Source organism: Facklamia sp. P12955 (assembly GCF_050409565.1).
GTDB lineage: Bacteria > Bacillota > Bacilli > Lactobacillales > Aerococcaceae > Facklamia.
In genome coordinates this window covers 1-21,198 of record NZ_JBNUPF010000001.1, presented here as the reverse complement: position 1 = coordinate 21,198, position 21,198 = coordinate 1, and the positions used below count along the sequence as shown (strand labels likewise).

The window sequence follows — 21,198 nt, the reverse complement described above, 5'->3', positions numbered from 1 at the left end:
ATACAATATAAACTAACCATAAAAAAGGAGAATGCAAATGACTCTTCCAGTATTGAAAGGTGCAGCTTATACTCTAGCACATACACCTAATATGTTAATTCATAATGGTACGACTCAAACCACTGAGCGCATCACCACTCCAGATTCTGAATATCTTAAGAATCTAGATAAACATTTACGTAGTTACGAAGAGGTTCTAACAGACCCTAATAACCAAACGTATATTAATAATATGCATTATTCTGAATTGAAAAAAATTGAAGAACCACGTTTCAAAACTAAAGCTGAAGGTGGACGTTACTCAAAACGTGGCGAAATTATGCCAGAGATTGAATTTTACGGACTACTTTCAATCGTAGACGTATTTGACTTAGTATATCTTGAAGAAGGATTTGCTGCTAAGGTAAAAGAAGTTATGGCAGAAAATGAAATCTTTAAAGATGATGTGGACAAGATTAAAAACACCGAATCGGCTGAATGGTTACAAAAACATATCGATGAGTATGAAGCTGAGGGACTATATTATGAAGGTGAATTAGTCGGCGTGGTTTCACGTGCCCACGATATTGACCCTAACTTAAATGCTCATATCATGCTAGAAAACTTAGTTAACAAAGCTTCAGGTGTTTTATCTTTACGCCACTTATTACGAGATACTGAAGATATCAATGCTGAAGACATTGAATATGTGATTGAGGCATCAGAAGAAGCAATCGGCGACATGAACCAGCGTGGTGGGGGTAACATGGCTAAAGCTATTGCAGAGCTTTGCGGTCTAAAAAATGCTTCAGGATCTGACTTACGTGCTTTCTGTGGGGCACCAACACATGCCTTGATCAGTGCAGCTTCATTAGTAAGAGCTGGAACATATAAAGCAGTAGCGGTTGTTGCCGGAGGTTCTACTGCTAAATTAGGTATGAATGGTAAATCTCATTATGAAAAAGATATGCCATTATTAGAGGATTCAGTAGCTGGTGTGGCCTACTTAATTTCTCAAAACGATGGAAAGAGCCCAGTGATCCGTACAGATGTTACTGGACGTCATACTGTTTCATCTGGTTCTTCACCTCAAGCGGTTATGACTGCTTTGGTAGGAGATCCTTTAGATAAAGCAGGCTTAACTATTCCAGATGTTGACATTTTCTCAGTTGAAATGCAAAACCCAGATATTACTAAATCTGCTGGTGCTGGAGATGTGCCAACTGCTAACCTTAAGATGATTGGTGCGGTAGGAGTATTACGTAAAGAATTAGAACGTGCTGATTTAGCTAACTTTGTTGCAGAAAAAGGAATTCCTGGTTGGGCACCAACTCAAGGTCATATTCCTTCAGGAGCTCCTTACCTAGGATTCGCTTATGACGATATGACAAGTGATTCAGGTATTAATCGGGCAATGATCGTTGGTAAGGGTTCATTATTCTTAGGACGTATGACTAACTTATTTGACGGGGTATCAATAATTATTGAACGTAACTCAGGAGAAGTTGAAACAGCTGTTGACGGCGACTTGAAAGAAGTTGTTAAAGCAGAAGTTGCTAAGGCATTACGCCAATTTGCTGAAAACTTTTCATCAGAAGAAGAATAGAGGTGAGCAATACGCATGTCTAACCAAGTGAATCAAGCAATTAAAGATGTTATAAACGAATTAGCTCATACGTTAGAGAGCGGTCAAGTTGGACCATCTATTAAGATTGGTCTAACCATCAATGGCTCTGAACTAGGGTTTGATGTTATGCGTGAAGCAGCTGCTCTGGCAAAATCAGAAGGTCTATTTGAAGTCGTTCTGATTGGTGAAAAATTAGACTGGACTGAAGAATACGAACATTATGAAGCTAATGATGAATCAGCGGTTGAAGAAACGCTTGAAAAATTATTAAATGATGGAACTATTCATGGGGCAGTAACACTTCACCATACATTCCCGATTGGTGTATCAACTGTAGGCCGTGTAATTTCACCTGCTTTAGGGCGTGAAATGTTCATTGCTACAACTACTGGTACTACAGCTACTGTCCGTACAGAAGCAATGGTCTTAAACGCTATTAATGGTATCGCAGTGGCTAAAGCCAAAGGAATTCAAAACCCAACAGTTGGAATTGTGAACGTTGACGGAGCTAATACTGTTGAACGTGCTTTAAGACAATTACAAGAAAAAGGCTATGATATTACATTTGGCGAGTCTGCTCGTTCAGATGGTGGCGTAGTTTTACGTGGTAATGACTTGTTATTGGGTTCTGCAGACGTAATGGTTTGTGATTCTTTAACAGGTAATATCTTAATGAAACTATTCGGATCATACACTTCAGGTGGTACTTACGAAACAACTGGATTCGGATATGGTCCAGGTGTTGGAGATGGATACGACCATATTATTAATATCGTATCACGTGCTTCAGGAGCACCTGTTATTGCCAATGCATTAAAATATGCTTTCCAAATGGCTAAAGGTAAATTAACGACTGTAGCTAAGCAAGAATATGAATCTGCTAAAAAAGCAGGTCTTAAGGATGTTCGTGAAGGACTTCAACCTAAGGCTACTGTAGCTGAGGAAGAAATTAAAGCACCAGCTAAAGAAGTAGTTACAGCTCAAATTAACGGAATTGATGTATTAGACCTTGAAGATGCTGTTAAAGCATTATGGAAAGAAGGTATTTACGCTGAATCAGGGATGGGATGTTCAGGTCCTATCGTAATGATTAGTGGCGCAAATGCTAAGAAAGCCAATGAAATTGTTAAAGAAAAAGGTTATATGTAAACACTTTACATAAGTAATTAAAACGGGACTGAGCAAAAAGTCCTAAAAACAGTGGCGAATCATTAAACATGAGATTCGCCACTGTTTTTGTCGTTTAATGAATAAGAATAGTGAATAGCAAGCCCAAAATGTCGGGAAGTTTGTAAATAATGGGGTGATTGTGTGAGATTCATAGTCATTGTAAGGAGACTCCGGTCATTTTTTATCCCTTTTCTCCCTTGAGCTTTATTCTTCGCACAATAAAATTGCGACCAAATACTATCTCAGCATCAAACTAGGATTGAGCGTAAATGTTAGGAATGCTAATCAGCATCGGCTTCTAGCTTCGTGCCATCAGTAAATAAACTTTATCTTGGAAGAGATGGTGGTCATTTAAGACGAAAGTACCGACTGATTAATGGCGCTTCCTGATCCATAGGAATATCAAAGTTTAAATGAAGTAGAATAATATATTTAGCTACGGTTTAATTTTTATCCATAAAAGCCCCTTTTTATCGGCATCCTAGCTGTTAATTACTATTATGTATAGTATGCAAGAATTATTATTTTAATCAAAACAGCAAAAATCAGCGAGCCTAAGCACTCTGGCTCGCTGATTTTTATGTTGTATTGAGGACTTTTAGCCCAGTCTCCCAGACTGAAGCCAGGGTCTCGATTAAGTTATCCTCAAATGAGGTTTAAGCTTTATTCGAGTAATTCTTTAAGTTTTTCTTCTAAATAGTCCTTAAGCTTTTTACCTTCTATGAGTACCGTTTCGAAATCTGTGAAATCAATACCAAGTTTGAAGAAATTAATTGTCAGTGTATCACCATCAATTTGATCCACGATGTCGTATGCAGGAACAAAATTAATTTTTACTTCTTCATACTTTGTGTCTCCTGAAAAAGTTTCTTTCATTTCATCGACATTTAAAGTTTTAACAGTAGGGAGGGTGAGTTCGACATTTCCAGGATCATCAGCAAAGAATTTGTTGGATTGATAGAATTCTAATTCTTTTTTAGTTGCTTCATTGACTGGTTCATAGTTAATAACGGCCGATAAAACTTTTCTTACTGAGTTTGAATCGAATCCCTCAGTATAGATAACTTCCATTTCTGGACGATTGGCTATATCTAAAAAGTAAGAATCGGTTAATTTTTCACGACGAGCAGCTGTTTGCCAAAAGAAGTCCATTAATTCGATGGTTTCAAAATTAATTTTAATCGTTTTTAACATGTTCATTCTCCTTAATTAACAATTTACACCCATAATTATAACAGATATAAAAACTGAATAAATAGCTGATACTAGAAAATAGATATACTTTGTAAAAAATCTGAAGCTATAAGATTTCTACTTGTTTCAAATTTATATTATTTTTTTCAGCAACCGTTAGTAACACTTCCTTTAAATGAGGTTCAGATCTCCAAGACATTCCACAACCTGCTGAAAGTTCTCGAGGAATCATAACCAGACGACCTTTAATATTAGCGGCTTTAAATTGTGCTTCAGCAGCTATGGCATCAGTTGTAGAATCAAATGTTAAATACAAATATTTATTTTTAGTCATATTAAACCTTCTTTCTAAAACAATAAGATAGCTTAATGTTTCTAACTGATATTAATTATAATGGATAATTATTTATAATTCTAACAATTTAAGTTAAATAATACTAATAAACCCATAAACATGTGATCTTGTTCACAAAATTATAATGATGTTATAATAAGATTATATGAATCGGTAACTTAGGAAATTCAAAATGGAGGAAATATGAAAAAGCTTATATTTTTAGGACATTCTATTCTCTCATTTTATAAGAAAGAAAGTATGGGAGACTGGAAGATTATTAACGTATCTAAACAAGGTATTATTGCTAAAGAGGGCCTGCAGATGGCTAAAAAAATTGCTAATGAATTAGTTGAAAGTGATGCAGTTCTTATTATGTTTGGAATTAATGAACTTTATTATCAAATGAAAAAAGAGTCTATTATTACCTATTTGACACAATTATTAGTTTTTATTAGTGAATTGAACCCTAAAATAAGAATAGTCCTTTCTGAAATTATTCAAACCGATGAAACCGAAAGGCTAAAACCAGAAAAAATCACTTGGGTAAATCAAGAACTTAGAAAACTATCAAAAAGATTTCAAATAAAATTATTAACATGGGAACGAGTTTATGACTCAAACGGTAAGATTTCGGATAGATATACTATTGATGGTATCCACTTAACGAAAGAAGGCTATGCAATTTTTGAAGATAACTTACTCCAATTGTTAAATTAGAGTCTAAATCACTCACATTTTACCAGTTATCTATTCCAATATATTGTTCACTAATCTAATAAATTTTTTTAAACTTGTTAGAGTTTTAGGTGATTTTTATATTTATTTTATAAACAGAACACATTTGGAAAATATACTTTATTGGGGAATTTTGTTGTAAATTTTTTTTGTTTTTGTTATAATGTTCACAAGAACTAAGGAGAGTGCGGCCAAGTTTTGGCTTTGTTCTTAACATTTAGAAAAGTCCGATGTAATCGTTCTTAGTTAAATGGCAAGCACTGGCGTCTAGAGGTGAAACCATGAAAATCATATCGAATAATCCAAAAGTGAATGAAACTATCGACCAATGTCCAATCATTTTTATTGATGGGGACTATGGTGATGTTCTTTATGAGACTAAAAAGCTCGTTATTAATGAACATTATGTGTTGTTGACTCATCCACTGAGTGGTTCAATCAAACCGAACGAAACTTTCTACAAATCAATAATTATCACTACTACTAAACAATCACAAATCGATCTAGAAAGTCTCGAGATAATTGAACAAGCCATCGCAGTTTATGAAAAATTCATCAAGGACCGAGCAACTCCAAATTGGCTAGATTCAGTCTTGGAGGATTTTGCTACGATCGATTTAGATTTAATGGAGAGTACCCTTCAGCGTATTCATTTTTCACCAGAATTACGCTTTAACTAACTCCTGAATTTAGAAAATAACAATAGAGGTGATTGAATGAAACTTGAATTAGGTAAAATTCAAATTAACGATGTAAAACTTGCAGATTCATCTAAAGTAGAAGGCAATGTTTTATACATCAATGAAGAAGAAATTAAAAATATCGTTTTAGAAGACGATCATATTGCTAATGTTTCAATCGAAATTGCAAAACCTGGTGAGTCAGTACGTATTACACCTATTAAAGATGTTATTGAGCCACGTGGTAAAGTAGATTCAACATCAGAAGTTTTCCCAGGTGTAGTCAGCAAAGTTGATCGCGTTGGGGAAGGCCGTACTCATGTATTAAAAGGTTGTGCGGTCGCTACAGTTGGTAAAATTGTAGGATTTCAAGAAGGTATTGTTGATATGCAAGGGCCTGGTGCTGAATTAACACCATTCTCCCAATTAATCAACATCTGTTTAGTGGTTGAGCCAGCTGAAGGTGTAAAAACATACGCTTATGAGCAAGCTGTTCGTGAAGCTGGATTGAAGGTTGCTAAGCATTTAGGAACATTAGCTGCAGCAACAGAAGCAGACGAAGTGGTAACTTATGAAACAAAACCACTATTGGAACAAATTTCAGAATATCCTGATCTTCCAAAAGTTGGTTATGTATATATGTTACAAACTCAAGGGTTATTACATGATACTTATGTTTATGGAACTGATGCTAAGCATATTGTTCCTTCAATTTTATATCCTACAGAAGTAATGGATGGAGCAGTTATTTCTGGTAACTGTGTGTCTGCATGTGATAAGAATACTACTTACCACCACTTAAACAATCCGATCATTGAGGATCTTTATGAGCGTCATGGTAAAGATATCAACTTTATGGGAGTTATCATCACAAACGAAGCTGTATATTTAAATGATAAGAAACGTTCATCTGATTGGACATCTAAATTATGTTCATTCCTAGGTTTAGATGGTGTAATTGTTTCTCAAGAAGGATTCGGTAACCCTGATACTGACTTGATCATGAATACTAAGAAGATTGAAGCTGAAGGCGTTAAAACAGTAATTGTTACTGATGAGTACGCTGGACGCGATGGAGCTTCTCAAGGATTAGCAGACGCTGATAAATCTGCAAACGCAGTTGTAACAGGTGGAAATGCCAATGAAGTAGTTGTTTTACCTCCAATGGATAAAGTTATCGGAACATTAGATTATGTTGATACAATTGCGGGCGGATTTGACGGAAGCTTACGTGAAAATGGCGAAATTGAAGTTGAAATTCAAGCAATTACTGGTGCTACAAACGAATTAGGCTTCAACAAACGCACAGCTCGTGGCGTATAATTATTAAATAAGGAGGTAAAACCATGACAAAAAAACGTGTAGTTCATTACATTAATCAATTCTACGCTGGTATCGGTGGAGAAGAAAAAGCTGATACAAAACCATTCAAACAAGATGGTGTTGTAGGACCAGGTGTTGGAATCAATGGTGCAATTGCTGAAAATGGAGAAATCGTTGGAACTGTGGTATGTGGTGACTCATACTTTAATGAAAATACAGATGCTATTAATGAAGTAATTGAAATGATTAAGTCATTCGAACCAGATTTAGTAATCACTGGACCTGCATTTAACGCTGGACGATACGGTGTAGCTGCTGGAGCTGTTGCAACTGCAGTTATGCAAGAATTGAATGTACCAGCTGTTGCCGGTATGTATGAAGAGAACCCTGGTGTTGACATGTATAAGAAAGTTCCTTACATTGTTAAGACTGGTAACTCTGCTGCAACAATGCGTAAAGCAATTCCTGCAATTGCAAATGTTGTTAACAAAATCTTGACAGACCAAGAATTAGACCCAATTACTGACGAATACTTTGAGCGTCACCGTAAAAACTTCTTTACAGAAGATCGCGGTTCTAAACGTGCAGTGGATATGTTAGTTAAGAAATTAGCTGGTGAAGAATTCACTACTGAATTCCCAATGCCTGATTTTGATAATGTAGAACCAGGAAAAGCAATTAAAGACTTAACCAAAGCTAAAATTGCGATTGTTACTTCAGGTGGTATTGTTCCATTTGGTAACCCTGACCATATTGAATCCTCTTCAGCTTCTAAATATGGTCGTTATGACATCTCTGGTGTTGAAGACCTTAAAGAAGGCGAATATGAAACAGCTCACGGTGGTTATGACCCGGTTTATGCTAACCAAGATTCAGATCGTGTTATTCCAGTGGATGTTTTACGTGAAAAAGAACGTAATGGAGAAATTGGCGAATTACATAACTATTTCTATACTACTGTAGGTAATGGTACTTCAGTTGCATCATCAAAAGCATTTGCTTCTGAAATTGCTAAGGACTTAGTAGACCATAATGTAGATGCAGTTATTCTAACCTCCACTTGAGGTACTTGTACTCGTTGCGGAGCAACAATGGTAAAAGAAATCGAAAAAACAGGTTTACCTGTAGTACATATGGCAACTGTAACACCTATCTCATTAACAGTAGGTGCTAACCGTATCGTTCCTGCAATTGCTATTCCTCACCCACTAGGTAATCCTTCATTATCAATGGAAGAAGAATACAAATTACGCACTCACTTAGTAGACAAAGCTTTGAAAGCTTTAACTACCGAAGTTACAGAACAAACTGTTTTTGAAGACTAATTAATCTTCATTATAAAGGGGCTAGGATAAAAGGTTTTCTCAGTCGCCTCAAAACTTACAGCGAGTCTAGATTGGAAAGTTACTTTCCAATCTAGGCTCGCTGCTTTGCGTATTTACGTAGATTATAGAACCGAAAAAGTCCGATTAACGATTGTATCGTTGACCGGACTTTCTTTAAGGCTTTTGTCCCAACCCATTTTTGAAACAATAGGAGTTATGAGGATTTTAATAGCTGCTTGTCCTGTGAAGGCTGAAGCCATTCAAATAGCTCAGCTTATAAGATTAAGGTCTTTGTTATAACGATAATAGATTATTTTTCAAATAGAATATATGATTCTGATTTGTTAGAGACCATCTATATTGAAGCAGTTGCAGATACGATTAATTATTTTTTCCCAATGCTAAAAAGCTAATATTATAATTACTCAAGATTATGGCATAACTTCTTTATTATTTTCAAAATATCGCGTGAATTATCATTCTGACAGATTATATATTGAATATAATAGAGAACATCTTTTCTTCAAAAGACATTTAGGACAAAATGTGGAAAGCTGGTAAAAGAATCAAGGGGCCTAGCAAGTATAACCCAATGAATTGTAAAGAATTTATTTATAATCTTGCTAATTTAATTACGAATAGTGAGCATTAAATTCTAAAGAAGAGTAAGAGACTGCTATAATAAGACAAAGGAGTGATTTTATGCCAAAAGTATATAAAGAAGATTTTGCTTATCCAGTAGAAGCAAATCGTTATCGTCTTGCGTTTAGTTTTCCATGTCCTTATGCTCAAAGGGCTGATATTGCTAGAAGATTACTAGGTTTGGATAAAGTAGTTAGTCTAGCTATCGCTAGTCCAATAAAAACTAGTAAAGTATGGGATTTTTCTAATGAAACTGGAGGCAAAGATGCGATTTTAGAAGTTGAATATGTTTCGGAACTTTATAAAAATACTGATCCAGAATATGAGGGTCCTTTTTCTGTACCTGCATTAATTGATATTAAAACTAAGACAGTGGTTAACTCTGAGTCACTAGATATTTTAAGAGACTTTACAACCCGTTTTAAACCTTTTCATGCTGACAATGCTCCAGATCTTTATCCAGAAAATTTGAGATCAGAGATTGATAGTTGGATCCAAAAAATAATTGATGAAGTATTGGGAGGAGCAAATCGTGCGGGATATACTCGCTCTCAAGAAGAATTTGATCAAAATGCAGAGGCTTACTTTAAAGTATTAGCCGAGTTAGATCAACATTTCGCTGAGAATCAGTTTTTATTAGGTGATCAATTGACTGAAGCCGATTTAATATTATATACCCCTTTAATCCGTCATGATTTACTTTATATGCCAATCTATGGCTTATTCCATCATTCATTGCGCGATTACCCTAATTTATGGCGCTATATGAAACAACTTTATCAAATGCCAGCCTTCAAAGCCACTACTAGCTTTAGAGACTATCAAATTGGACAATATTCTGGAAGAACAGGACGTATTTTTTTCCGCAGAGAAGTAGTTCCAATGCTACCAGATCTTTCACATTGGGAGAAATAAAATATAAAAAAATTAACTATTCCTCTTGCTTTTATTCCGAATTCGAGATAAAATACATATGTTCAGTAAATTAACTACTAGAACAAATACATATAAAAAGGATGATTAAATATGACTAAACTAGGTGTAATTGTAGGATCAACTCGGAAAAATTCTTTTTCTAAACAATGGGCAGATAATATTGTGACTTTATACCCTGAGGGAACAGAAGTAGAGTTTTTAGATATTGCAAACTTACCTCTTTATAACCAAGATTTGGATGAAAATTCACCACAAGCCTACACTGATTTCCGTGAAGCAGTGAAACGCCAAGATCTGATTTTATTCGTAACTCCAGAGCATAACCGTACAATCTCAGCAGCATTAAAAAATGCATTAGACGTTGCTTCTCGTCCATGGGGACAATCTGTATGGAATGGCAAACCAGCTTTAATTGCGTCCCATTCAATTTCTGCTATGGGTGGTTCAATAGCCAATAAAGATTTGGTTAAGATTCTTTCATTTTTAAATATGCCAACAGTGGGACAACCTGAGGTTATGTTACCAAGTTCAGCTAATTTATTGAACGATGGTAAAGCTCCTCAAGATACCTTAGACTTCTTACAAACAGCTGTAGATGCACACTTAAATTTATTAAAATAAGTTCGTTTTTCGAATTATAAAGTATGAAGGATAGTAGTGATTGACTAATATGACTAATTACAGTATACTTAATTGAGTAGAGAGTAATAAAATATTTAAAAGCTTAATTCATTATCATAATTAATCCTTTTCTTTATCTTATGTAACATCTGCAAAAAAATCGCGCTCAGCGCAAGGAGGATTTCATTTATGAATAATGGAACAGTAAAATGGTTTAACTCAGAAAAAGGTTTTGGCTTTATTGAACAAGAAAATGGTGAAGATGTATTCGTGCATTTCTCAGCTATTAATAACGAAGGCTTCAAGACTTTAGAAGAGGGCCAAAAAGTAACTTTTGATGTTGAATCAGGAGAACGTGGCTTACAAGCTAGTAATGTGTCAGTTGTAGCATAATCTTAAATATAAACATTCAAACGACAAACTTTTAGTTTGTCGTTTCTTTTTTTTGCTAGATTTTAGAAGAGATCGTTAAAAAAATTAGCCCAACACCTCCTTTTAGTGTGAACACTAAAATGTAAATTTACATTTATGATTGTAAACGCTTCGAAATTGAGGTATATTATATATGATAAATAAAAAGGAGTGAAAAATATGTATCCATATTTACAAAGACTGGGACGTTCATTAATGTTACCAGTTGCGGTACTACCTGTTGCTGCCTTAATGCTAGGGATCGGCTATGCAATTGACTCTCAAGGTGGGAACCAGTTCAGTGCTTTATTGATGACTGCTGGAGATACCATTCTCAGTAACTTAGGCATTCTATTTGCTTTGGGTGTTGCTTTAGGTATGTCTAACGATCGAGATGGGTCAAGTGCCTTATCAGGTTTAGTCGCATTTTTAATGGTTACTACATTACTGAAACCGGATAAATTAACAGATATTGTCAATATTCCTTTAGAAGAATTATCCTATTCTTTTGAAAAAATAGATAATGCTTTTATCGGAATTATATCCGGTCTTACCGCTTCATCACTTTATAATAAATTCTCAAAAACTAGATTACCTGATGCATTTGCTTTCTTCTCTGGGCGTCGAATGGTTCCCATTTTGACTTCAATTGCTATGATTTTTGTTTCAGGATTATTATATTTTATCTGGCCACCTGTTTATGAAGGGCTAGTAGGCTTTGGAGAATGGATTTCAGGGATGGGCTGGTTCGGAGCAGCCTTATATGGTTTCTTCAACCGTCTACTAATTCCTACCGGTTTACACCATGCTTTAAATGCTGTTTTCTGGTTCGATTTAATAGGTATTAATGATATCGGTAATTTCTGGGCATCTGTAGGTGAAAAGGGTGTTACAGGAATGTATCAAGCTGGCTTCTTCCCGGTTATGATGTTTGGTTTACCAGCTGCTGGTTTAGCGATCTATCGTAAGGCTGATCCTCGCTACCGTAAAGAAGTAGGGTCCTTATACTTAGCAGGCGCAGTCACAGCTTTTGTTACAGGTGTTACTGAACCCATTGAATTTTCGTTTATGTTTATAGCCCCAGTTCTTTATTTTGCTCATGCTATTTTATCAATGCTATCTTTAGGATTTGCTGCCTTTATGCAATGGACAGCTGGTTTTGGCTTTTCTGCCGGAGCAATCGACTTTATTTTATCTTCACAAATTCCAATAGCTAACAAGCCCTTTATGTTAATATTACAAGGCTTAGTTTTCGCCGGTCTATATTATTTGGTCTTCTCTTTCTTAATTGAAAAATTGGATATTGCTTCACCAGGAAGAAAAGGTCCTTTGTCTTTAGACTTTGATGCTGGAAGTGGGCGAAAAGGTTCATTACCTGAAAAGGATTCTAAAGAATTAAAGGATTCAAAAGCCGAAAAAGAATACCAACAAGCTCGCCGCATTCTTGAAGCTTTAGGTGGTAAAGACAATATTGAAAACTTTACCAATTGCGCGACACGACTTCGCTTGAATGTTAAAGACACCTCAGTAATTGACCAAGAAAAAATAAAATCTTCTGGCGCTGCGGGTGTTAAGATCATGGGAGAAAATGCAGCCCACGTAATTATTGGAACGAATGTTCAATTTGTGGCAGATGCTTTACATGATGTTATGGACGAAGAATAATAAGTTAGATATAAATCGAGTAGGAGGCTAGCCATTAGTTGACTAGCCTCCTACTTGATTGGTGGTAACTTCCTTCAGGGGATAAGTTGAGTTATAATAATATCTAGTAAAATGTCATGAAAGATTGAGGGAGATATGGATTTAGCACTCATCATTTTTAAGCAATTAATTATACTGATTTCCATAGCGGTGATTGGGTTTAGTTTAGTTAAAAAAGAACTTCTGACGCAAACGACCATTAGTCAATTGAATACGGTAATTGTTAAATATTTGACCCCTTTGATAATTATCGAAGCTTTTTTTAAGCCGATTCAGCAAGACCTTATGACTCAGTTTTTCTTAGCAATGATTATTTATATTATTTTTCTGTTAATGAGGATCTACGTAGGGCATTGGTATTTTGGGAAAAATGAGGATGGGGTATCCAAGTTTGCAACAGTCTTTGGTAATGTTGGTTTTATTGGTATTCCTCTGACCTTAGCAGTTTTCGAACCTTCCTATGTCATGATTACCACAGGCTTATTTCTAGTTACAAATTTCTTTTCTTGGACACTTGGTTTAAAAATGATTAGAGCCAAAGAAAAAGAACCAAAAATAACATTCTCTGCTCGTCCAATTCTGTTTGCTTTTCTGATAGGAGTAGTCATTCAAGTTTTTAAGATCTCTGTTCCATCGGTTGTATCCGAAGGGATTCATCAATTAAATCAGGTTTATTCCCCGATTGCTATGATTATTCTAGGTGCTTATTTTGAAGACATTGCTACTTTATCTGACTATCTTGATTGGAAATTGTGGAAAATAGCTAGCATAAAGCTTATTATTTGGCCTTTAATTAATTTGATTATGCTATTGTTCATCCCTGGTTTAACCTTTGAAAGTTTTTTTATTTTAGTAATGATACTAGCTGGACCTTCTGCTATGATGACAGCTCTTTTAAGTCAAATTGTAGGTGGTGATTATTTAAGTGGAGCAAAAATTGTTTTACTGACAACAATGTGTTCACTTGTTACCATTCCTTTAATACTCAATTTAGCTACATGGCTTTTTGAAAACTATTATCTATTTTCTTAGGAGGAATCACGTGGATAAAAAATTATTAGCAACCAATTTAGCAAGTGTACTCGAAGACATTTCGACCTATCCGACTCATATGGTGGCGATCACTAAATTTGTGGATGCTGAAACGACGAGAGAGTTATATAATTTAGGCGTTCGAGATATGGGCGAAAATCGCTCGGATAAATTCTTAGCAAAACTAGAAGCTTTGAATGATATTGCATCAGAAATTACTTGGCACTTTGTTGGTCACCTCCAATCTCGTCAAGTGAAATTGATTATTAATCAGATCGATTATTTACATTCACTGGATCGATTATCATTAGCCAAAGAAATTCAAAAAAGAGCAGATCGGACAGTAAAATGCTTTCTACAAGTCAATGTTTCAGGTGAAGAGACGAAAGGCGGATTTGATCCGGATCGTGTCATAGAGGCGGTAGAAGCCATTAAAGACTATAACAAAATTGAAATAGTCGGTTTAATGACGATGGCGCCGATTGATGCCAGCGAAACGGAACTTCATCATTATTTTGCCGAATTAAAAGAATTACAAGTATTAATACTTGGCAAGAATTATCCATGGGCTCCTTGTGGAGAGCTAAGTATGGGGATGTCACGGGACTATCGCATCGCCTTAGAAGAAGGAGCGACTTACATTCGAGTGGGCAGTGCCTTGTATGATCAAAAATAAATATTTTTAAAGAGGAGTTTAAACGATCGTTTAAACTCCTCTTTATTATGATTATTATATTTCGGTTAGAAGGTAGTTAGTTTGTCAAAAGGAAAGAGGATTATTTTAATTTCTGAAAGTAGATTTTTTTCAGGTATTAAACCGATTTTTCTTGAATCTACCGAACTTTTACGATTATCGCCTAAGCAATATAAGTAACCTTCTGGGATCGAATCAACTTTAAGATCCTGTGTTACTTGGTCTGTTAAATAGGGCTCATCAATTTTTTCACCATTGATATAAAGTATATTATCAATATATTCAATGGTATCTCCCGGAAGGCCAATAACTCTCTTAATATATTTTTTCTTTTTTTCCGGAACGTTAAATACTACTATATCAAAACGGTCAATCTTAGTAATTTGACTTCCTATAACGATATCGTTTTGTTCAAAGGTATTCATCATAGAAGCTCCTTCAACTTTATAAACACTGAAGATAAAAAGTCTTAGCATCATTAGGACGATAAAGAGTGAAATAAACCACTTATTATCTCTTACTAAAGACTGGATTGTATCCATTTCAATTCTCATTATATGTCTCCTTACATTCCATAAATCACGAAAACATTTTTTAATAATTATGCAAATAGAACTAAGTTATGAATAAAAAATTTTATAAGAAAAAGATTTAAATAAAGGCAATAGCTTTTCTCCTATTCTTTCTTCATAGCATATTTTGAAACTAATTGTAAAAAATATCCATTCTCTAAAGTTATTTCTGATTTAGTAGGTGTTACATTGAGTAGAATGATATTATCGAGTGTCTTTACCTAATTGAATTATCAAAAGATCAGCGCTAAGAAAGATTTATTTAAATAGTCTTATTCAATTAATTAGATAGGAGAGCTACCGTTTAATAATAGATAAAACACCCTCTCTTTTCATTTATTCATCACCATAAGAGACCGGCAAATGCCAAATGGCATCATTATAGTCTCCAATGGTCCGATCACTTGAGAAGAAGCCAGAATTTGCAATATTAACAACTGATTTTTGATACCAAGTGTCAATATCCTCATAGTCTCTTAGCATCTGTTCCTTAGTTGCAATATAGTCTTCTAAATCAATCAAAGTCATAAAATAATCCTTATGAATTAACTCCTGATGCAGACGGTTTAAACGCTCTTCGTTACCAAAATACAACATACCATGGGAAACAATGAAGTCTACTAGAGGTTTGATCGTTTCTCTTTGATAATATTCATTGGATGAATAACCATTACTTTTATAGAGTTGAATAATTTCCTGACTTTCTTTTCCAAAAATATAGATATTATCTTGGCCAACTTTTTCAAAAATTTCAACATTAGCACCATCTAAGGTACCAATCGTTAGGGCACCGTTTGCCATAAATTTCATATTTCCTGTACCCGAAGCTTCTTTTGAAGCCAAGGAAATTTGTTCAGAAATGTCGGCTGCCGGAATAAGATAGGAAGCATTGGTAACATTATAATTTTCAACCATTATTACTTGTAAGTGTGGAGCAACCACCTTATCTAAACTAATCAATTGTGACAAAGTTAAGATAAGATGAATAATATCTTGTGCAATTGTATAGGCGGGTGCAGCTTTTCCTCCAAAAATAACGGTAATAGGTGTTTCAGGAATATTCCCCTTTTTAATATCTAAATATTTATGAATTACCCATAAAGCATTCATCTGTTGTCGTTTATATTCGTGGAATCGTTTGATTTGAATATCAATAATTGAGTGTTCATTAATTGTAATCTTCATTCGGTCTTGCAATCTTTTCTTCAACCGCATCTTGTTATTGTGTTTGATGGCTCTTAGTTTACTTAATGTGCGCTCATCGTCTTTAAAATCTATAAATTGTGAAAGATCAGCATTTCTATGCCAAAGCGTTCCGATTTTAAGGTCTAGATATTCTGAAAGTTCCTTGTTAGCGTCCATTACCCAACGGCGGAAGGTGATGCCATTGGTCATATTGTGGAACTTGTCAGGATAGATCTCATAAAAAGGTTTTAAAGCCGTTGTTTTTAAGATTTCAGTATGTAATTCTGCGACACCGTTGACAGAAAAACCAAAGTGAATGGCTAAATGAGCCATGTGGACATAATTTGAATTATCAATAATCCAAACTTCAGCCTGATCGGGATAGTGTTTTCTAATCACTTGGTCGAGCCGTTGAATAATATTGGCGATTTCTGGCATGATTAATTGAATATCATTGAAAGGCCAAGTTTCTAAGGCTTCGGCTAAAATAGTATGATTTGTAAAAGCAGTAATCTTAGTCACAATTTGATAGGCTTCTTCAAAGTCAATGCCTTCCTTCATTAAAAGGCGCACTAATTCAGGAATTATAAAGCTTGGATGGGTATCATTGATTTGAATAACGGCATAATCAGCTAAATCATGTAAATTGCTACCTTTTTCTTTAGCTTCATGTAGAACAAGTTGCGCTCCATTTGAAACCATAAAATATTGTTGATAAATCCGTAGCAATCTTCCTTCATGGTCTGAATCATCAGGATAGAGGAAGAGTGTAAGGTTTTCTTTAATATTTGTCTTATCAAAATCAATTGAGTCTTCAGAAACAATAGACTCATTGACAGTGTCTAAATCAAATAGACGCAAGCGATTACGATGAGTTTGTTTATAACCTAAAACATCTAAGTCATACAGAGTTGATTTTAGAGTGAAAGAAGCATAGGGGACTTCGAAAGTCAGGTGAGATTTTTTAATCCAGTCTTGACCAGTTAACCATGCATCTGGCACGGTGTGTTGTTGATTATTAAAAAACTCTTGTTTGAATAAACCAAAATGATAATTCAAGCCAATTCCATCACCATTAATCCCCATCTTGGTAATAGAATCGACGAAACAAGCAGCGAGTCTACCGAGGCCGCCGTTTCCTAAGGAAGGTTCTCTTTCAGCATGTTCTATGTCCATTAAGTTCTTTCCGTTAGCGATTAATTCGTTATTAATTTGATTGTAAATACCTAAATTAATTAAATTGTTACTCAATACTTTTCCAATTAAGAATTCTGCAGAAAAGTAATAGAGTTTTCGCTTTTGGTCTTGATCTCGGTAGGGTAATCGGCGAGATTCATCTTTTACCACTTCCATTAATACGGTATATAGTTCTTTATTATCACAATCATAAACTTTTTTTTGAAAGAGGTCTTGAGTATAACGCTCTAGTAAAGTCATAAGTTTCTCCTTTATAGCGATTTATTGAAAAGAATCGTTTTATAACAAAATTCAAATATCCTTTTGTCTTCTTCATTATAAGTGAAAGGGCAATGACCTGCAATTTAATCTACTACTGAATGGGACGAAAAAGGTTCCCATCCATCGATTAAAGCTGATGAATAGGGTGGAGTGTGAACATTTATAATTAATTAATTTTTTTATACTTCTCTTCTAAGCGTGCCATCCACCAACCTAAAGCACTTCCTAATAAGAGCATGAGGCCGCAAATTGCATAGCCAGTAAGTTGAAAACTTGTGTATTCGGTTGGAATGATCATAAAGGTAGATGCCAGAACAACACCGAAAATAAAGTGGAAGAACTTTGCATAGTAGCGGTCAAAAATTCTCTCAATTAGTTTAGACAAGAGCAGTATTGTTAATAGACCACCAACTCCAATTGGAATAATTACAGTCAGGTCTAAACTTTTGAACCCATCAGACATTAGCTTGTACATGCCCATGTAAAGAATAAAATTTGAAGGGCTCAATCCCGGAATCAGAACTCCTAATGCAATCAAAGCACCTGCGATCATCCAAGTAAAGAAGTTTGCTGAAACCTGTCCGCCAAACCATGATTGTCCAAATATAAGCAAACATAAGGCCGCAATAAAAGAAAGAACCATTACAATCAAATCTGACTGATTGCGTCCTTCTTGACTAGCTTCTTTCCACAGTGAAGGAATCATACCCACTATGCATCCTACAAAAAACCACATGACATAAGTTTCATAATTTTCGAGAACATGGCTAACCCCGAAGGATAGGATGACTATGCCAAACAGGGCACCTAAACCGACAGGTATGAAGAAAATGATGTTTTCAACGAAGTCTTTGGTGATATTAGCTAGAAAACGGATAATTCGTTCATATAAACCAAAAATTGCCGCTAAAGCACCACCAGAGACTCCGGGTAAAATAAAGCCTGATCCAATGAACATGCCTTTGACAAAACGCCAAATCCAATCAATTGTTTTTTTCATAAATTGCCCTCCATAGTTCAATACTTTTTCAGTTTAGCCCTTCTTGGTAAAATTTTCAATGAAAGTTAGCATGATGCTTGAGTAGGTCTTTTGAGGAATCTATTGTATAATAATATTAGTATGATATAGGAGGAAAAGTTATGAACATAGTTTATTTTTCTGATAAATGTCCGAATACGGAGGCTTTTATTAGCCGCTTAGATCAAATGGAAGTGAGCTACGAAGCAGTCAATATAACTGATTCAATGAAGAATTTAAAAGAGTTTCTTAAATTAAGAGATAGTCGTAATGAATTCGATGAAGTTAAAAAAAATGGCAATGTGGGTATTCCTGTTTTATATTCTGAGGATCGGTTAATCTATGATTTGGATACAATTAATGAAAAAAAGTAAACAAGTCTTCAAGAGAATAGTTATAAGTATTACCTTCATTATTTTCAGCCTCTTTTTAAGACTGCCGACTAGCCACGCCCAAACGGAGTCTGATTTTTATGACATGTCTATTGAGATAGTAAATGACTTAACAACTGAAGTTAGTGATCAAGAAGATCAACAGTTACGAACCTTAAAAGATTCCTTAACAGAGTTTGATGTGGAGTATAAAGTAGAACAATTGGCTAAGAAATATGATCTAGAACCTAAAAGAACGACCCTCGATTTAGAAGAAAATTACCGTATGGAGTCCTTCCTTTTAAGAGAAGATGCCCCATATGGTATGGAATTAATTGCTATCTATCAAGTCGATCAGCTAGTCTATCTAGCCAGTCAATATTATGGGGCCCTCGAATTTATTGAAGAACAAAATCAATCCATTGAAATAGCTCGTGCTGTTGCCAAAGATTTTCAAATAATGGCCAGTCTGCAAGGGAATATTATGGAAGATGACGGCCTGTTAGTAGAAGTATCGTCTAAAGACAAGCAAGATGACTATCGTTTAGCTTATTTTAGAGAGCAAGCGGTTTTATCAGACTATCTGATCAATGAATTTTTAAAAAGCCAAAAGATTGAGGGCATCAATTCTCAACTAACCCTTGAATTAGCAGAAAAGAAAGAAATTCCTGATCCAACAGATGAAAAGTCAGAGGATTTAGAAGACGATAAGCGTCCTCTAGAAGAGAAATTAAAGGGCATGATACCCGCTTCCTTAGCTGAGTCTGAAATAGTTGCATTTGATGACTATCAAGATAATATTATAAGTCTTGAAGATCAAATTAAGCTTTATCAATCAAGAATCCAGACAGAGATTACGGCTGATAATTTTTCTCGAGAATCTATTATCGAGCAATTAGGACAAGCAAGTAAGAGTAAAAAGCAAGATAACTTAGAGTCGGACGAATATTACTTTCTTTCTAAAAATAATTTAGTCTATCTTAACTTTATTTATAGTGAAGAACAATTGTTGCAAGCTAATTTCCATTATTTCGATGAAAATTGTTTTAAAGAAGGTAAAGATTTCCAGTCTCTGCTAACAGATTATGAAAACAATGGTTCTATCACAGTAGCAGAAATTGAAGAAGACCTCGGTTCAGCTGATAGTGCGGCATATTATATGATGACTGGCTTTTCTTATTATTCATGGGTGAGTTTTTCGGATAATATCCGCCAATTAATTGCAAGTATACAACAAGATCAAATTATTAATCTTCAAATTGATGAATAAAATCACTAATTATCACACACAGGAAGAAGGATCAAAGTGGATCAAACAACAATTAATTCTTTGATGGAACAAGCTCGTGAAGCAGTAAAAAGAGCCTATTGCCCATACTCAAATTTTCCCGTTGGAGCAGCATTGTTAACTAAGGACGGCAAAGTTTATACAGGTGTTAATATTGAAAATGTGTCCTTTGGTGCTACTAATTGTGCAGAGCGCTCAGCAATCTTTACGGCTGTATCCGAAGGATACCGTCCAGGTTTTATTGAGGCAATTGCAGTAGCAGGGGATACGGAAGACTTTTTAATGCCTTGCTCAATTTGCCGTCAAGTATTGGTAGAAATGGCAGAGCCTGACACTCCTGTCTATTTAACACGTAAGGACCAATCCATCTATCAAACAACAGTCAGTGAACTTGTACCAATGGCTTTCCAAAGCCTAGATATGTAAAAAATACAGGAGGAATTATAATGACACAAAAATTGTTACATACTTGCTATCGAATTAAAGATAGAAAAGCGAGCTTGACTTTCTATACGGAAGTTTTTGATTTTAAAGTGATGCGTGATCGTCGCTTTCCAGAACATCAGTTCGATTTGCTTTATTTACAAGTTCCTGGATCAGATTTTGAATTAGAATTAACCTATAACTATGACTCGGAAGGCTATACTATCGGAGATGGATTCTCTCACATGGCTATTGGAGTGGATAATCTTCAAGCGCAACATCAAAAATGTAAGGAAGCTGGTTACGAAACAACAGAGCTCAAAGGACTTCCAGGTCAAAAAGCTTCTTACTTCTTTGTATCTGACCCTGATGGCTATCGACTGGAAGTGATGGATAATAAAAACTTAGCAGTATAAGCTGTCAACCGTAAATGAAAATGTCCTGAAATTTTAAAAATTTGCGGGATAAAACTA

At 35.1% G+C, this 21,198-nt stretch carries 21 protein-coding genes; 16 read left to right on the top strand and 5 right to left on the bottom strand.

Annotated elements, in window-relative coordinates:
- Positions 1 to 37: 37 nt before the first annotated feature.
- Positions 38 to 1,585 carry a glycine/sarcosine/betaine reductase complex component C subunit beta gene (gene grdC, locus ACQV2G_RS00105; RefSeq protein ID WP_428875758.1) on the top strand — a complete coding sequence of 516 codons (1,548 nt, stop codon included), beginning with the start codon at positions 38 to 40 and terminating at the stop codon, positions 1,583 to 1,585.
- Between the two features lie 15 nt (positions 1,586 to 1,600).
- Positions 1,601 to 2,755 (top strand): glycine/sarcosine/betaine reductase complex component C subunit alpha, encoded by a 1,155-nt coding sequence (gene grdD, locus ACQV2G_RS00100; protein ID WP_428874629.1) that lies wholly within the window; start codon positions 1,601 to 1,603, stop codon positions 2,753 to 2,755.
- Between the two features lie 684 nt (positions 2,756 to 3,439).
- Here the strand turns inward: grdD and ACQV2G_RS00095 are convergent.
- Both ACQV2G_RS00095 and ACQV2G_RS00090 read right to left on the bottom strand, forming a co-directional pair.
- Positions 3,440 to 3,970: a hypothetical protein gene (locus ACQV2G_RS00095; RefSeq protein WP_428872814.1), complete on the bottom strand. Its 531-nt coding sequence runs from the start codon at positions 3,968 to 3,970 to the stop codon at positions 3,440 to 3,442.
- Between the two features lie 106 nt (positions 3,971 to 4,076).
- Entirely contained in the window at positions 4,077 to 4,304 is a 228-nt protein-coding gene (locus ACQV2G_RS00090) for a DUF3343 domain-containing protein (RefSeq protein WP_428872815.1), read from the bottom strand.
- Positions 4,305 to 4,508: 204 nt separating this feature from the next.
- On the opposite strand from ACQV2G_RS00090, the gene ACQV2G_RS00085 reads away from it, so the two are divergent.
- The 10 genes from ACQV2G_RS00085 (at position 4,509) to ACQV2G_RS00040 (ending at position 14,392) form a co-directional block, all read left to right on the top strand.
- The gene (locus tag ACQV2G_RS00085; protein ID WP_428872816.1) at positions 4,509 to 5,024 is read left to right on the top strand and encodes an SGNH/GDSL hydrolase family protein; all 516 of its coding nucleotides are present in this window, start codon (positions 4,509 to 4,511) and stop codon (positions 5,022 to 5,024) included.
- A gap of 299 nt (positions 5,025 to 5,323) precedes the next feature.
- A complete protein-coding gene (locus ACQV2G_RS00080) occupies positions 5,324 to 5,722 on the top strand; it encodes a GrdX family protein (RefSeq protein WP_428872818.1) in 399 nt (132 codons plus the stop codon).
- A 36-nt stretch (positions 5,723 to 5,758) separates the two neighbouring features.
- Positions 5,759 to 7,045: a glycine/sarcosine/betaine reductase component B subunit gene (locus ACQV2G_RS00075; RefSeq protein ID WP_428872819.1), complete on the top strand. Its 1,287-nt coding sequence runs from the start codon at positions 5,759 to 5,761 to the stop codon at positions 7,043 to 7,045.
- A gap of 23 nt (positions 7,046 to 7,068) precedes the next feature.
- On the top strand, positions 7,069 to 8,370 hold the full coding sequence (grdB, locus tag ACQV2G_RS00070; RefSeq protein WP_428874630.1) for a glycine reductase complex selenoprotein B: 1,302 nt from the start codon (positions 7,069 to 7,071) through the stop codon (positions 8,368 to 8,370).
- A gap of 702 nt (positions 8,371 to 9,072) precedes the next feature.
- Positions 9,073 to 9,927 (top strand): glutathione S-transferase C-terminal domain-containing protein, encoded by an 855-nt coding sequence (locus tag ACQV2G_RS00065; protein WP_428872822.1) that lies wholly within the window; start codon positions 9,073 to 9,075, stop codon positions 9,925 to 9,927.
- Between the two features lie 111 nt (positions 9,928 to 10,038).
- Positions 10,039 to 10,569: an NADPH-dependent FMN reductase gene (locus ACQV2G_RS00060; RefSeq protein WP_428872823.1), complete on the top strand. Its 531-nt coding sequence runs from the start codon at positions 10,039 to 10,041 to the stop codon at positions 10,567 to 10,569.
- Positions 10,570 to 10,758: 189 nt separating this feature from the next.
- Complete coding sequence (locus ACQV2G_RS00055) at positions 10,759 to 10,962, top strand: cold-shock protein (RefSeq protein WP_258435605.1); 204 nt, start codon at positions 10,759 to 10,761, stop codon at positions 10,960 to 10,962.
- A 198-nt stretch (positions 10,963 to 11,160) separates the two neighbouring features.
- Positions 11,161 to 12,645, top strand: a complete 1,485-nt coding sequence (gene nagE / locus ACQV2G_RS00050) for an N-acetylglucosamine-specific PTS transporter subunit IIBC (RefSeq protein WP_428872824.1) — start codon at positions 11,161 to 11,163, stop codon at positions 12,643 to 12,645.
- Positions 12,646 to 12,780: 135 nt separating this feature from the next.
- Positions 12,781 to 13,716, top strand: coding sequence for an AEC family transporter (locus ACQV2G_RS00045; RefSeq protein WP_428872826.1), 936 nt, complete (start codon positions 12,781 to 12,783; stop codon positions 13,714 to 13,716).
- A 10-nt stretch (positions 13,717 to 13,726) separates the two neighbouring features.
- Complete coding sequence (locus tag ACQV2G_RS00040; protein WP_428875756.1) at positions 13,727 to 14,392, top strand: YggS family pyridoxal phosphate-dependent enzyme; 666 nt, start codon at positions 13,727 to 13,729, stop codon at positions 14,390 to 14,392.
- 65 nt (positions 14,393 to 14,457) lie between these two features.
- Here ACQV2G_RS00040 and lepB read toward each other — a convergent pair whose 3' ends face one another.
- The 3 genes from lepB to ACQV2G_RS00025 all read right to left on the bottom strand — a co-directional run bounded on the left by lepB (position 14,458) and on the right by ACQV2G_RS00025 (position 18,625).
- Entirely contained in the window at positions 14,458 to 14,964 is a 507-nt protein-coding gene (gene lepB, locus ACQV2G_RS00035; RefSeq protein ID WP_428875754.1) for a signal peptidase I, read from the bottom strand.
- A 354-nt stretch (positions 14,965 to 15,318) separates the two neighbouring features.
- Positions 15,319 to 17,604, bottom strand: a complete 2,286-nt coding sequence (locus tag ACQV2G_RS00030) for a glycogen/starch/alpha-glucan phosphorylase (protein ID WP_428875752.1) — start codon at positions 17,602 to 17,604, stop codon at positions 15,319 to 15,321.
- Positions 17,605 to 17,791: 187 nt separating this feature from the next.
- A complete protein-coding gene (locus ACQV2G_RS00025) occupies positions 17,792 to 18,625 on the bottom strand; it encodes a DUF368 domain-containing protein (protein ID WP_428875749.1) in 834 nt (277 codons plus the stop codon).
- Positions 18,626 to 18,765: 140 nt separating this feature from the next.
- On the opposite strand from ACQV2G_RS00025, the gene ACQV2G_RS00020 reads away from it, so the two are divergent.
- The 4 genes from ACQV2G_RS00020 to gloA are packed head-to-tail and all read left to right on the top strand — an operon-like array spanning position 18,766 to position 21,141.
- Complete coding sequence (locus tag ACQV2G_RS00020) at positions 18,766 to 19,017, top strand: hypothetical protein (protein WP_428872832.1); 252 nt, start codon at positions 18,766 to 18,768, stop codon at positions 19,015 to 19,017.
- Positions 19,004 to 20,284: a hypothetical protein gene (locus ACQV2G_RS00015; protein ID WP_428874634.1), complete on the top strand. Its 1,281-nt coding sequence runs from the start codon at positions 19,004 to 19,006 to the stop codon at positions 20,282 to 20,284. The genes ACQV2G_RS00020 and ACQV2G_RS00015 overlap by 14 nt, the downstream gene beginning before the upstream one ends.
- Positions 20,285 to 20,320: 36 nt before the next feature.
- Positions 20,321 to 20,728 (top strand): cytidine deaminase, encoded by a 408-nt coding sequence (cdd, locus tag ACQV2G_RS00010; RefSeq protein ID WP_428872834.1) that lies wholly within the window; start codon positions 20,321 to 20,323, stop codon positions 20,726 to 20,728.
- 20 nt (positions 20,729 to 20,748) lie between these two features.
- Positions 20,749 to 21,141 (top strand): lactoylglutathione lyase, encoded by a 393-nt coding sequence (gloA, locus tag ACQV2G_RS00005; protein WP_428874635.1) that lies wholly within the window; start codon positions 20,749 to 20,751, stop codon positions 21,139 to 21,141.
- The last annotated feature ends 57 nt before the right edge of the window (positions 21,142 to 21,198 follow it).